This window comes from Thalassospira lucentensis MCCC 1A00383 = DSM 14000 (assembly GCF_000421265.1).
Classification (GTDB): Bacteria; Pseudomonadota; Alphaproteobacteria; order Rhodospirillales; family Thalassospiraceae; genus Thalassospira; species Thalassospira lucentensis.
Map to the genome: position 1 here is coordinate 75,149 of NZ_ATWN01000009.1, position 13,294 is coordinate 88,442.

Genomic DNA, 13,294 nt, shown 5'->3' on the forward strand with positions numbered 1-13,294 from the left:
CGCCAAAGCTATTTGTGGTGTCCTATTCGATCAAAATAGCGCGGAAGTCATTCACATTGGTCAGGGTCGGGCCAGTGACCAGCAGATCGTCAATCTTGGCAAAGGCGCTATAGGCGTCGTTGTTGGCCAGGTATTCGCGTAGATCAATTCCGGCATCTTGGGCCTTTTGCCAACTTGTCGGATCAATGATCGCACCGGCGTTGTCTTCGCTGCCATCAATACCATCGGTATCAATCGCAAGCGCGCTAAGGCCAGCTTGATCGCGAAACTGAATAAGCAGGGATAGCAAAAACTCACTGTTACGTCCGCCGCGTCCGCCTTTGCCACGCACGGTGACCGTGGTTTCTCCACCAGATAGCAACACACAGGGCTTGGCGGCTGGTTGGCCGTGGTTGGCGACCTGATGGGCGATGCCAGCATGCATGATGGCGACTTCGCGGGCTTCGCCTTCGATGGCATCCCCAAGGATTACCGGGTTAAGACCCAATTCGCGCGCGATCTTGGCTGCGGCCTCAAGACTGTCTTGCGGGCGGGCCAGCATCACGGTTTGATGCGCGTCAAAGCAGGTATCACCGGGCTTGACAGTTTCATGGGCGCTATTAGTCAGAAGATCCTTGGCAGCCGTAGGAATATCGATCTGATAATGGCGCAGGATATCAAGCGCATCCTTACCCGTTGTCGGGTCGGCAACCGTTGGACCCGATGCAATGATCGCCGGATCATCACCGGGAACATCAGACACAAGATATGTCACCATGCGCGCCGGGGCGGACGCCTGTGCCAGTCTGCCGCCCTTGATTGCGGACAGATGTTTGCGCACGCAGTTCATTTCCGAAATGGTCGCACCACTGCGCAAAAGTGCCTTGCTGATCGATTGTTTGTCTTCGAGTGTCAAGCCCGGACCGGGCAGGGCCAGCAGGGCTGACCCGCCACCTGAAATCATGCAGACCACCAGATCATCTGGGCCAGCTTTTTTGACAATCTCAAGTATGCGTTCGGCGGCCTTTTGACCCGCCGCATCGGGGACCGGGTGGGATGCCTCGACAATTTCGATTTTCTCGCAGGCAACCGCGTGTCCATAGCGGGTGACAACCAATCCTTCAAGCGGGCCATCCCACGCCTTTTCAAACGCGCGGGCCATATTGGCCGATGCCTTGCCTGCCCCAATGACAATGGTTTTGCCTTTTGGCTTTGCGGGCATGTTCAATGGGATTTGAACGGCTGGATCGGCTGCCTTTAACGCAGCATCCATCATGGCCAAAAGTTTTTCGCGCGCGGTTGTCATGTTTAGGTTCCCTGAGTGGCGTTTTGGTCTGTACCGTCTTTGGGCGGCGGTTTGAATATGTTAGGTTGATTGTTTGTCTGAGGCTGTTTTAAAGAAATCAAGGACCGCTTGCAGGTGATTTGACATCGCCTTTTCCGCCGCATCAGGATCGCGTGCGGCAATGGCTTCGATGATGTCATGATGATGTTCCTGCACCATCCGGTCAAACGAGGGACCGGTCAGATTGTTAAACCGGATTTCCATCAAGGCAGCCTGCAACACATCGTGCAGCATTTTCATTACGTGATAATAAATGATCGATCCTGTGGCCCGGCCGATCATCATGTGGAGCCGATGATCGTCATCGGCGCGGTATTTGGACGCACGGCGCGGATCATGGGCCTGACGGTAGGCAATGCGCAGCAACTTGATGTCTTCGTCACTGGCATTGATTGCGGCGCGCCTAGCCGCCCATGTTTCCAGCGTGCAGCGGATTTCTTGCAGATCACGCAGGTTACTGATGGAATCGCGGACAAGATCGGTCATGGCGGTATCCATGTCGATCCCGGTCGATGACAGGATTTCCGTTCCACCGCCCTGAACCGCGCGTAAGTAGCCGCGGGTTTTCAATTTTTGCAGGGCCGCACGCACGGAAACCCGGCTGACTTTCATGGTTTCAGCCAGTTGGCGTTCACCGGGAAGTCGGTCACCGGGCAGGAAAATACCGTCTGAAATCTTTTCAAGCAGCTGGTCTGCGACCTGATCGGCAATCCGTTTGGGACGTTTCGTTTCCTGATCGTCTGGGGCCGGGGGCATTTTGGCAGACGGCATTTTGAGGTTTCTCCAGTCGCGGTTTATCAGCCGATGCTGTCACGAAGTCGTACCGTGTTTTTATAAATGGTCATACCAGTTTAGGGGATGTTTGGGGCGGACGCAAAGCACGATACGCTCAAGACGCATTGTTATGCCAAGGCTTATTGATAATGACCGTTGGTCTTCAGGGTAGATCGGCTTGCATGAGCTTGTCTGAGCGTCGATAAATTGATACTTCAACAGATGTAAACCAACGCAACATACCTGCCCCATGACAGGCATGTTTGGCGATGTCCCGGTTTGCCGTTCTGTTACCGACTTTCAGGAGAATACGCGTGCGTCACCATGCAGGGCCTCTTTTGGGCCAAGATGATCCAGCCCCGTTTGAAATTTTGAACGTAATTGGCAAAGGACATTCGCTTTTTGTTTGCGACCATGCATCGCGTGAAATTCCACAAAGTCTTGGTACGCTTGGCTTGCCGGAAGAGGAACGTAAACGTCATATCGGGTGGGACATCGGGGCGCGCAAAGTAACCGAAATTCTCGTTGACCGGTTTGATTGCCCGGCTGTTCTGGGGGGGTATTCGCGGTTGGTGATTGATTGTAATCGCCAACTTTGGGATCCGACCGGGATGCCTGAAATTTCTGATCAGACGGTGGTACCGGGCAATAAAAACGTGTCGCCCACAGAACATATGAAACGGATCCGTGAGATTTTCCTGCCGTATCATTGGGCGATTGAAGAACAGATTGCCAATTTCCATGCCCATAAAATTGTCCCAGCTTTGATCGCAATCCACAGCTTCACGCCGGTGTTTCAAGAGTTTGAACGGCCTTGGGAACTTGGCATTCTTTGGGATCAGGATGATCGTATTCCAGTTCCGCTGCTGGCCAAGCTGCGCGAACAGAATCCGGGTCTGACCATCGGAGACAATGAACCCTATTCCGGGCAGCAAATGGCCGATTATACCATTGATCATCATGGTGAAGCCGGTGGTTTGCCCTGTGTGTCGATTGAAATCCGTCAGGATCTGATTGATACTGATGAAGGATGCGACAAATGGGCAAAAATTCTCGGCGACGCGTTTGTCGATATTCTTGCCGATCCGAACCTTTATAAGATCAGGAGAGACTGATTTGGCGGCGTTCCAGACGCAAGAACCGGGGTTTTCGATTGGTATCGAAGAGGAATTCTGGCTTGTTGATCGCCAAAGCCGCGATCTTGCAAATGATCCGCCAGCGGACTTTTTAAAGGATGCCAAGGCAAAGCTGGGTGATCAGGTTTCCAGCGAGTTTATGCGCTGCCAGATCGAAACCGGTACCAAGGTTTGCAACAGTGCAAAGGACGCCCGCAAACAACTGATCCATATGCGGTCAACTCTGGCCGAAATTGCCAGCAAATATGATATGGCGTTGTTGGCGGCATCGACCCACCCATTTGCCCAATGGGACAGCCAGAAACACACCGAAGGCGAACGCTACAGCACCATCGCACGCGATTTGCGCACGGTTGTTGACCGGTTGCTGATTTGCGGCATGCATGTGCATGTCGGGATTGAGGATGATGACCTTCGGATTGAATTGATGGCGCAGGCCAGTTACTTTTTGCCGCATCTTCTGGCGCTGACCACCAGTTCGCCGTTTTGGCGGGGCCGTGATACCGGGCTTCAGACCTTCCGGCTTTCGGTGTTTGATAACCTGCCACGTACGGGACTGCCCGAAGTGTTTGGGTCGTGGGCGGAATATCGCCGCCATGTTGATATGCTGATCCAGGCCGGTGTGATTGAGGACGGTACCAAGCTTTGGTGGGATTTACGCCCATCGGACCGGTGGCCGACACTTGAGATGCGGATTGCCGATGTTTGTACCGATCTTGAAGATGCGGTGTGTGTTGCGTCAATTACGCGATGCCTGATGCGGATGTTGTATCGATTGCGGCGGAACAATCAGCGGTGGCGGATTTATTCGCACATGCTGGTACGCGAAAACCGTTGGCGGGCCTGCCGATATGGCAGTGATCCGGGCGAGAAAACCGGATTGATTGATTTTGGCCGGGCTGAAATTGTGCCGTATGTCGATTTGGTCGAGGAAATCCTTGAACTGATCCGCCCGGATGCGGAATTTTTTGGCTGTGTTGCGGAAATCGAACATGCGCGCGTGATCGTGCAGCGTGGCACCAGCGCGCGTCGCCAGCGCGAGGTCTTTGACGCTGCGATTGAAAAGGGGATCAGCCCGCGTGATGCGCTTGTCGCGGTGGCGGATCACTTGATTGAACAGACAGTGCCGGGATCGCAATCGGTCGTCTAACGCCCCTTGTCAGCACGCAATGCATTGAGTATCGTCGCGCCGCATTAAAAGTTTCCGCGCACCGGGTATCCGCTGTGCAGCCCATCATCGGAGAAGAATGAATGACCGAAGTCGGTGGTATCGCAGCTGATCAGCTTGCGAGTTATGTCGAGCGTATTGAACGTCTTGAAGAAGAAAAAGCCAACCTTATGGCTGATATCAAGGAAGTTTACGGCGAAGCCAAAGCACTTGGCTATGACGTGAAAATCCTGCGTCAGATTATTCGCCTGCGTAAAATCGAAGATCATGAGCGCAGCGAGCAGGAACAGATTCTTGAAGTGTACAAGCGCGCGCTTGGCATGAGCTGACACCTTGTGTCAGCAGACTGCAACCTGAATTCAAAGCCCGCTTTCGAGCGGGCTTTTGTTTTTGTATCCTGATCGAATGAACACGCAAACCCGTCCCGAAATCACAGCCGAAGTCACAGATGGTGTCTGTCGGCTTTTGTATCACCATAAGATGTCCTGCCTGACCGAGCTTCGGTTGGGCAATGGGCGGCGGCTGGATGTGTTGGCGCTTGGGGCCAAGGGGGAACTTTGGGCGGTTGAAGTCAAATCATCGGTCGCGGATTTTAAAACCGATCAGAAATGGGAAAGCTATGTCGAGTATTGCGACAGGTTGTTTTTTGCCGTGCCGATGGATTTTCCCAAGGAACTGATCCCCGAGAGTGTGGGACTAATTGTTGCCGACCGGTTTGAAGCAGCGATCCTGCGCATGCCCGAAGAACAGAAACTTTCAGCAGCACGGCGCAAGAAGCTGTTGATTTCATTTGGGCAAACGGCGGCTGGACGATTAGGCAACACGATTGGCGATAACGTGTTTATGCCCTGAAATACAAAGGCCCCGCACATTTGTCGGGGCCTTTGGTTTTGGTGGTCTGTGCGGGATTATTCCGCGGCCTTAAGGTGTTCTGGCGGGTTGCGGAACTGGTCGATCAGTTCCGCCTCACGTGTTTTGACCTTTTCAATATTGCGATCTTTGACGTGACCATATCCGCGAATTTGTTCGGGCAAGGCCAGAAGCGCGTTGGCAATACGCACATTGTCATGGGTCAACCCGCCAATGACTTCGGCAACCAGCACTTCGTAATCGGTAATCAACCGGCGTTCGGCTTTGCGTTCATGGGTGCGGCCAAACGGATCAAGGGCGGTACCGCGCAGGAACTTGAATTTCGCCAGAACGCGGAAGGCATTCATCATCCATGGACCATAGGTCGATTTTGTCAGCTGACCATTTTCTGGGTTCTTATCGGCAATTGCCGGTGGGGCAAGGTGGAACTTGATTTTGTAATCACCCGTGAAGTTCTTGGCCAACTTCTTGAGGAACGCCGGATCGGTATAAAGTCGTGCGACTTCGTACTCGTCCTTATAGGCCAGCAGTTTGAAGTAGTATTTCGCCACAGTTAGGGTCAATTCATCCCCACCATCAAGGCGTTTTTCAGCCGCTGCGACCTGATCAACAAGGGTCGTGAAGCGGTTGGCATAGGCGGCATTCTGATAGCCGGTCAGGAAATCGACACGTTTTGCGATGATGTCGGAAAGTTCGGTGGCAACCGGGTGAGCTTGCGCTTCGTTCGGACCGACAACCTCAAGAACGCGTTTGGGTTCATGGGCATATAACCGGCCCCAGTAGAACGACTGCTTGTTCATATCAACAGCCACACCATTAAGCTCAATCGCCTGCATTAGGGCTTCTTCGGTGATCGGGATCAGGCCGCGCTGCCACGCGACACCAAGCATGAACAGGTTGGTCGCAATCGAATTGCCCATCAGACGGGTGGCAATGTCACTGCCTTCGACAAAATTGACCGCGTCCGCACCACAGGTGTCGGCGATGACTTTCATATGCTCGTTGGTTTTAAGCTCAAAGTCCGGGTTGCTGGTAAAGGCACCCGTCACGGTTTCATGGGTGTTAATCACGGCTTGTGTAAAGTTGCGGCGCATTTTGGCCAAGCCTTCGTAACTTGCCGCGACCAAAAGATCACACCCCAACACGACATTGGCTTCGCCGGCCGGAATACGCGCGGCATGCAGTTTACTTTGTTCATTGGCAAAGCGGATGTGGCTGACCACAGCACCGCCTTTTTGTGCAAGCCCCGCCATATCAAGTCCGACAATGCCCTTGCCCTCGATATGGGCGGCCATACCCAGCAATGCGCCGATGGTAACCACACCGGTTCCGCCAACGCCCGTGATCAGAACCGACCATGGTTCGTCGATATCGGGCAGGGTCGGGCGCGGCAGGCTGGCAAAGACGGCATCGCCATGATTGTCGCCCTTGGCAGCGGCATCGGGCTTACGCAGTGATCCGCCTTCAATCGTTACAAAGCTTGGACAGAAGCCATTCAGACACGAGAGATCCTTGTTACAGGCCGATTGGTCAATCGCACGTTTGCGGCCAAATTCGGTTTCGACTGGCACCACGGCAAGACAGTTGGATTTTTCACCGCAATCGCCACAGCCCTCACAGACAAGGTCATTGATGAAAACGCGCTTTGGCGGATCGACCATCAGTTTGCGTTTGCGACGACGGCGTTTTTCCGCCGCACAGGTTTGATCAAACACAAGGATGGTAACACCTTCGATCTCGCGCAGTTCTTTTTGGGTGGCATCAAGTTCATCACGATGGCGGATATCAACACCGGGCGCAAAATCAGACCCCATCGGATATTTATCTGGCTCGTCAGACAGAACGATGATGCGCTTGGCACCTTCGTCAAACATCTGACGGGTGACCTGTGGCACGGTCAGGGGACCATCAACCGGCTGGCCACCGGTCATGGCAACCGCATCGTTAAACAGGATTTTATAGGTAATGTTGACACCCGACGCGACGGCGGCGCGCACGGCCAAAGACCCGGAATGGTAATAGGTCCCATCACCAAGGTTCTGGAAAACATGTTTTTCATGGGTAAAGGGTGCCTGACCGATCCAGGTCGCACCTTCGCCGCCCATATGGGTAAAGGTTTCGGTTGAACGGTCCATCCAGTTAACCATGTAATGGCACCCGATCCCGGCCATGGCACGGCTGCCGTCGGGGACCTTGGTTGAACTGTTGTGCGGACAGCCCGGACAGAACCAAGGAATGCGCGCTACATCCGGGCGCGGTTCGGCGATTTCCTTTTCCTTTTCGGCCAGCCAGTCGATGCGTTCATGAATGGCCGGGCTGTCATAGAACCGTTTGATCCGCTCGGCCAGAACCACGGCAATGCGGGCCGGGGTCAGCTCATCCATCGATGGCAGGATCCACTCGCCCTTTTCATCGAACTTACCAATGACCTGTGGGCGTACATCTTCGCGCCAGTTATAAAGCTGTTCCTTGACCTGATTTTCCATCACCGCGCGTTTTTCTTCGACGACGATGATTTCCTCTAAGCCCATGGCAAATTCGCGCACATCGTCACGGTTGAGCGGCCAGCTCATCCCGACTTTTAGTACCCGAATGCCGATCTGTGCGGCGTCTTGTTCGGAAATGCCAAGGTCATCAAACGCCTGCATGACGTCAAGGTATGCCTTGCCCGTCGTGATGATGCCAAGCCGTGCATTTGGGCTGTCGATCACGGTTTTGTTGAGTTTATTGATCCGCGCATATGCCAGTGCGGCATAGAGCTTGTATTTCATCAGGCGATGTTCTTGCTCCTTGGGGGTATCGGGCCAGCGGATATGCAGGCCGCCCTCGGGCATGGCGAAATCATCAGGGATGATCGGGGTGATGCGGTCCGGTGCGACATCGGCTGCAGCCGAGCTTTCGACTGTTTCAGCAATGGTTTTCATCGCCACCCAGCAACCGGAATAACGGCTCATGGCCCAGCCATGAATGCCGAAATCCAGAATGTCCTGAACACCGGATGGGTTTAAAACCGGGATTTGCGCATCAATAAAGGCATATTCGGTCTGATGGGGCAGGGTGGATGATTTGCAAGAATGGTCATCCCCTGCAAGGACAAGGACACCGCCATTTTTGGATGTGCCAGCATAGTTGGCGTGTTTGAAGACATCGCCAGACCGGTCAACGCCCGGTCCCTTACCGTACCACATGCCAAAGACGCCATCATATTTGGCATCCGGGTACATATTGACCTGTTGGCTGCCCCAGACGACCGTTGCGGCAAGGTCTTCGTTGACCCCAGCCTGAAATTCGATCTGTTGCTTGGACAGAAACTTTTGGGCCCGCCATAGTTGCTGATCCAGACCGCCAAGCGGCGATCCGCGATAGCCGGAAATACAGCCCGCGGTATTAAGGCCTGCGCGCGCATCAAGCTGGCGCTGCATCAGAGGCAATCGAACAAGTGCCTGAATACCTGTCAGATAAACCCGGCCTTCTTCAAGCGTATATTTGTCATCAAGGCTAATTGCCGCCAATTGTGCCATGACCAGTCTCCCTCGGAATCTCTCTGATGTGCCGAACCTTTTACACACTGCTTATAGGGATATGGGCGTTGGTGCAGTGTTTCGGTATGGCCCGTGTCTAAATCCATCTCACATGATTTGCGGGACCAATGCGAGATGCCATAATGGTAATGAATGCTGACCTTTTTTCAAAGCGAACTCGCAGTGCACAGCCCAAAACGCCCGATTGTATGGATTGACGTTACGTCAACTTAATATTTACTTATTCCGGTACCGATTTACGCGCAATATAATTGCGTTGTTGCTGCGGTGCGATATTTCACATGGGGCCGAGTCTCTGCTCGGAACAGCAAAAACCGCATGGTATCGTTTGTTTGGTATTTGTGCAGAGGGTCAGGAAAGGATCATATAGATGGACCAACGTGTTTCACTGATCACACTTGGTGTTGCCGATCTGGATAGATCGCGGCGTTTCTACGAAAACGGCCTCGGCTGGAAAATGACTGAAATGGTCGAAGGACAGGTTGTGTTCTATCAACTGTCCAATGGGCTCGCACTTGGTCTGTTTGGTCGGGCGGATCTGATCAAGGATGGCAAGTTTGACGATGATACCGGGGCGACATTTGGTGGGCTGACATTGGCGTTTAATGCGCGCAGCGAGGCCGAGGTCGACGCGGTGATGCTTGAGGCCGAAAAAGCCGGGGCCAAAATCCAGAAACCGGCGGAGAAAGTATTCTGGGGCGGCTATTCCGGTTATTTTCGCGATCCCGACGGACATGCATGGGAAGTGGCGTTCAACCCATTCTGGGAACTTGATGACGCCGGAAACCTGCATATTCCGCCTCAGGGATAGGGTGTCGCCACCTTACGCGGTCGGTGGTTTTCGATTGCGCAAATGTGTAAGCAGGTAAATAAGTCCCCCGGCTAGCAATCCCCAAAACGCACCCGATATGCCATAGAATGTCAAACTGGCCGCCGTGACGATAAAGGTGACGGCGGCAGCTTCACGGGCATCTTCTTGCCTGAAGGCCGCGACAGCCGATACGGCAAACGCGCCGATCAAGGCAAGACCTGCGACGGCTTCGATCAGGATGCTTGGTGCAAGGCTGATGAAGGCCGTAACAAGTCCGGCATGATGAATTCCACTGGTGGGGCGATGGAGTTGCCAAGGTTCGCCAAGGCATTTGGCGGAAAATCGATCCCGAAAATCATCACGCCAATAAACGCCAAAAGGGCCGCAGGCACTGCAAGCAGACGGTTAATCCGCCCGACCACCAGCCACGCAATCACGATGGGGAGGCCCAACAGCGGATCAAAGGCAACCGCCTTGACCGGAGCAAGGCAAAGGCCAAGCAACACCCCGGCCAGCATCGCATTGGCAAGCGGGGCAGGGATGCCCGCAACCGCACGGCCCAAGGGTTTCCAAACACCGCTGATGATGATCAGGATGGCACAGATGATAAAGGCCCCGACCGCCACTGGAAAACCACCGTCAATCGCCCCGGACGTTGCCAGAAGGGCCGCCCCCGGAGTTGACCAGGCAATGCTGATCGGAAGCTTTGTCTTAAGTGATAAAACAATCGCACAAAGCCCCATGGAAAGAGACAGTGCCATCAACCCCGATGCTGCCTGTTCAGGCGTGGCACCAACTGCTGTTAATCCTTGTAAGACAACAGCAAACGAACTGGCCGATCCAACAAACCCGGCCAACAGGCCCATGAAAATACTCTGGGGCGAAATATCACGCAGCATGGTGGCTCCGGGAGGTTGATCAAAGGTTAGTGGCGCATGGAGAAGCCGTTAGCCACAGGGTTTTCGACCCTAGCGGTAACTTTTTAAACAAACCAGTTTTTCTTGGTCTGCTGAATTACCCTTGATCTTGCCGGTACGGGCTATGTTCGGATTTAATGAACTCTTGGTTTTGTGCGATGTGATCTTGTTCCTGAGCCAGGAATTGCGAGACCGCACGGCGCAGGCCGGGATCGGCGATCAGGTGGGTGGAATGGGTGATGACCGGTTCATAGCCACGCTGGATTTTATGTTCGCCCTGGGCACCAGCTTCGACCGTTTTCAGGCCATGTTCAATCGCGATATCAATTGCCTGATAATAACAGGTTTCAAAATGTAAAAGCGGGGCGCGGTCCATTGTGCCCCAGTTGCGCCCATAAAGGGTTTCTGACCCGATCAGGTTCAGCGCGCCTGCAACCATTTCGTCGTCATGGAATGCCGCCACCAAAACCGTTCTCTTGCGCAACCGTTCATGCAGCAATTCAAAGAACTGCCGGGTCAGGTAAGCCTGACCCCATTTGCGGTCCGATGTATCGCGATAAAAATGGTAAAATCTGTCCCAATGTTCAGGTTTTAGGTCATCGCCACGCAGGGCCTTGAACGTATATCCGGCTTCAAGAACCTGTTTGCGTTCCTTGCGCAGGTTTTTGCGTTTGCGCGAATTTAGTGCGCCGAGGAAATCGTCAAAGGTCTGATAGTCCCTATTATGCCAGTGATATTGTAATCCTGTGCGCGTCAGAAAACCGGCGTTGCGCATTTTCTGACTTTCGTCACCACTGCAAAAGGTGACGTGCAACGTCGCCATGCCCAGCTTTTCGGGCAGCATCGAAAGGCCTTCAATTAGCATGCGCCGCACACTGTCGGGATCAGGATGATCGTTTGTCACCAGCAATCTGGGGCCCGGGACCGGTGAGAAGGGGACGGCTGATTGCAGTTTTGGGTAATATTGACCGCCGGCACGTTCATAGGCCTCGGCCCACGCCCAATCAAAAACATACTCCCCATAGGAGTGTGCCTTGACATAGAGCGGGACGATTCCGATCACCAGACCATCTTCGTTTTTAAGTACAAGGTGAAAGGGTTGCCAGCCATTTTCAGCGCAGGTTGAGGCGCTGTCTTCCATGGCCGATAAAAATGCAAAGCTGACAAAGGGATTGTCAGAACCAGCGCATTTGTCCCATTGGGCTTGCCCGATTTCATGGATATCGGTGACGGTCTTGATTTCGGCGGGCAAGTTGCAGTCCCCTGACTTGTATTCTGATCGCAACGGGTGGCCAGTTTTATACGCAGTAGCCGGTATATGCGTTCAGAAGATAGGCGCATTGCGTATTTACGCAAGGGAAAGCCTTTGACGCAGATGTCTCAAAGTCCTATTCCATTGGGCCATGATTGTCCTGTGACGATCACTGACGGCTCGGGATTCTCCCGTGTCGCCCTCGCTTAAGAAAAGGATGGTGCGCCGTGAACAGCAAACTTTCGTTGGAGAAGGACAAGATCAAGATCGTCCTGCTCGAAGGTATCCATGAAAACGCTGTAAAGATGTTCAAACAGGCCGGCTACTCTAATGTCGACCATTACCCTGCTGCGCTCGACGCGGATGAATTGAAATCCGTTGTCTCCGAAGCGCATTTTCTGGGCATCCGTTCTCGCACCAAACTGACCGAAGAAGTTATCGACGCAGCAGGCAAGCTGACCTCAATCGGTTGCTTCTGTATTGGCACCAATCAGGTCGATCTGAAGGCGGCTGCCATGCGCGGTATTCCGGTCTTTAACGCGCCCTATTCCAATACCCGTTCGGTGGCTGAACTGGTTCTGGGCCAGATCATCATGTTGATGCGCGGTATTCCGCAGCGTAACGCGGCTGCCCATGCCGGTGGCTGGCTGAAAAATGCCAAAGGGTCCTATGAGGCACGCGGCAAGACGCTCGGCATTATTGGTTACGGTCATATTGGTTCGCAGCTGTCGGTTCTGGCAGAATCGCTTGGTATGAATGTCATTTACTATGACGTGATCAACAAGCTGGCCATGGGCAATGCAACCACGTGCACATCGATGGATGAATTGCTGGCGCAATCGGATGTGGTGTCACTGCATGTTCCGGCCAATGATCAGACCAAAAACATGATCACCGCGGTTGAGATCGGCAAAATGAAGCCTGGCGCACATCTGATCAATGCGGCACGCGGCAATGTCATTGTGATCGAAGACTTGGCTGCTGCGCTTGAAAGTGGTCATTTGGCCGGTGCGGCGCTTGACGTGTTCCCGGTTGAGCCGGCAGGCAAGGATGAACAGTTCGAAAGCCCACTTCGGGGCATGAGTAACGTCATCCTGACCCCGCATATCGGCGGATCGACGCAGGAAGCACAGGAAAATATCGGTTTTGAAGTTGCGGACAAGCTGATCACATATTCCGATAATGGTTCGACATTGGGGGCTGTAAACTTCCCGGAAGTGTCCCTGCCGGTCAAGGACCGCACTCATACCCGTTTCATGCACATTCATCGCAACGTTCCGGGTGTTCTGTCGAAAATCAACGACGTGTTTTCAACGCGCGGCATGAACATCAGTGGCCAGTACTTGCGGTCCGAAGGTGGTGTTGGGTATGTCGTCGTCGAAGTCGACGAGGAAATCAAACCGGGCCTTGGCGTGCGCAAGGAACTTGCCAACATCGAAGGTACGTTGCGGGTGCGCTTCCTGTTCTGATCCGATGGATTAATGTCGATTATAAAACGGG

At 53.6% G+C, this 13,294-nt stretch carries 12 protein-coding genes; 6 read left to right on the forward strand and 6 right to left on the reverse strand.

Translation table 11 applies throughout. The annotated features are described in order from the left end of the window. Positions 1-22: 22 nt before the first annotated feature. Together K355_RS0117535 and K355_RS0117540 are read right to left on the reverse strand one after the other, a co-directional pair. Positions 23-1,285, reverse strand: coding sequence for a glycerate kinase type-2 family protein (locus K355_RS0117535; RefSeq protein WP_022733465.1), 1,263 nt, complete (start codon positions 1,283-1,285; stop codon positions 23-25). A 60-nt stretch (positions 1,286-1,345) separates the two neighbouring features. Further along, entirely contained in the window at positions 1,346-2,095 is a 750-nt protein-coding gene (locus K355_RS0117540; protein WP_022733466.1) for a FadR/GntR family transcriptional regulator, read from the reverse strand. A 317-nt stretch (positions 2,096-2,412) separates the two neighbouring features. Here K355_RS0117540 and K355_RS0117545 point away from each other — a divergent pair, with 317 nt between their 5' ends. The 4 genes from K355_RS0117545 (at position 2,413) to K355_RS24310 (ending at position 5,254) form a co-directional block, all read left to right on the forward strand. Further along, positions 2,413-3,213, forward strand: a complete 801-nt coding sequence (locus K355_RS0117545) for an N-formylglutamate amidohydrolase (protein ID WP_022733467.1) — start codon at positions 2,413-2,415, stop codon at positions 3,211-3,213. A 1-nt stretch (position 3,214) separates the two neighbouring features. Further along, positions 3,215-4,384 carry a carboxylate-amine ligase gene (locus K355_RS0117550; RefSeq protein ID WP_022733468.1) on the forward strand — a complete coding sequence of 390 codons (1,170 nt, stop codon included), beginning with the start codon at positions 3,215-3,217 and terminating at the stop codon, positions 4,382-4,384. A 101-nt stretch (positions 4,385-4,485) separates the two neighbouring features. After that, positions 4,486-4,731 (forward strand): DUF2312 domain-containing protein, encoded by a 246-nt coding sequence (locus K355_RS0117555; protein ID WP_022733469.1) that lies wholly within the window; start codon positions 4,486-4,488, stop codon positions 4,729-4,731. A gap of 76 nt (positions 4,732-4,807) precedes the next feature. Next, the gene (locus tag K355_RS24310) at positions 4,808-5,254 is read left to right on the forward strand and encodes an MmcB family DNA repair protein (protein ID WP_022733470.1); all 447 of its coding nucleotides are present in this window, start codon (positions 4,808-4,810) and stop codon (positions 5,252-5,254) included. Positions 5,255-5,310: 56 nt separating this feature from the next. Here the strand turns inward: K355_RS24310 and K355_RS0117565 are convergent, their stop codons facing one another. Continuing rightward, positions 5,311-8,793, reverse strand: a complete 3,483-nt coding sequence (locus tag K355_RS0117565) for an indolepyruvate ferredoxin oxidoreductase family protein (RefSeq protein ID WP_022733471.1) — start codon at positions 8,791-8,793, stop codon at positions 5,311-5,313. Positions 8,794-9,184: 391 nt separating this feature from the next. Here K355_RS0117565 and K355_RS0117570 point away from each other — a divergent pair, with 391 nt between their 5' ends. After that, entirely contained in the window at positions 9,185-9,625 is a 441-nt protein-coding gene (locus K355_RS0117570) for a VOC family protein (protein WP_022733472.1), read from the forward strand. A gap of 12 nt (positions 9,626-9,637) precedes the next feature. On the opposite strand, the gene K355_RS26115 is transcribed toward K355_RS0117570, so the two are convergent. From K355_RS26115 to K355_RS0117580, 3 genes are all read right to left on the reverse strand, one after another. Beyond that, positions 9,638-9,913 carry a benzoate/H(+) symporter BenE family transporter gene (locus tag K355_RS26115; protein ID WP_309471172.1) on the reverse strand — a complete coding sequence of 92 codons (276 nt, stop codon included), beginning with the start codon at positions 9,911-9,913 and terminating at the stop codon, positions 9,638-9,640. Next, the gene (locus K355_RS24860; RefSeq protein WP_245562967.1) at positions 9,859-10,524 is read right to left on the reverse strand and encodes a benzoate/H(+) symporter BenE family transporter; all 666 of its coding nucleotides are present in this window, start codon (positions 10,522-10,524) and stop codon (positions 9,859-9,861) included. The genes K355_RS26115 and K355_RS24860 overlap by 55 nt, the downstream gene beginning before the upstream one ends. Positions 10,525-10,639: 115 nt before the next feature. Then, on the reverse strand, positions 10,640-11,794 hold the full coding sequence (locus K355_RS0117580; protein ID WP_022733473.1) for a GNAT family N-acetyltransferase: 1,155 nt from the start codon (positions 11,792-11,794) through the stop codon (positions 10,640-10,642). 227 nt (positions 11,795-12,021) lie between these two features. Here K355_RS0117580 and serA point away from each other — a divergent pair, with 227 nt between their 5' ends. Beyond that, entirely contained in the window at positions 12,022-13,263 is a 1,242-nt protein-coding gene (serA, locus tag K355_RS0117585; protein WP_022733474.1) for a phosphoglycerate dehydrogenase, read from the forward strand. Positions 13,264-13,294 lie beyond the last annotated feature (31 nt).

What these genes read in the sequence shown, in the direction of transcription:
- K355_RS0117535 (WP_022733465.1), bottom strand. Translation starts at nt 1,285, where the DNA reads ATGACAACCGCGCGCGAAAAACTTTTGGCCATGATGGATGCTGCGTTA.
- K355_RS0117540 (WP_022733466.1), bottom strand. Translation starts at nt 2,095, where the DNA reads ATGCCGTCTGCCAAAATGCCCCCGGCCCCAGACGATCAGGAAACGAAA.
- K355_RS0117555 (WP_022733469.1), top strand. Translation starts at nt 4,486, where the DNA reads ATGACCGAAGTCGGTGGTATCGCAGCTGATCAGCTTGCGAGTTATGTC.
- K355_RS24310 (WP_022733470.1), top strand. Translation starts at nt 4,808, where the DNA reads ATGAACACGCAAACCCGTCCCGAAATCACAGCCGAAGTCACAGATGGT.
- K355_RS0117565 (WP_022733471.1), bottom strand. Translation starts at nt 8,793, where the DNA reads ATGGCACAATTGGCGGCAATTAGCCTTGATGACAAATATACGCTTGAA.
- K355_RS0117570 (WP_022733472.1), top strand. Translation starts at nt 9,185, where the DNA reads ATGGACCAACGTGTTTCACTGATCACACTTGGTGTTGCCGATCTGGAT.
- K355_RS24860 (WP_245562967.1), bottom strand. Translation starts at nt 10,524, where the DNA reads ATGCTGCGTGATATTTCGCCCCAGAGTATTTTCATGGGCCTGTTGGCC.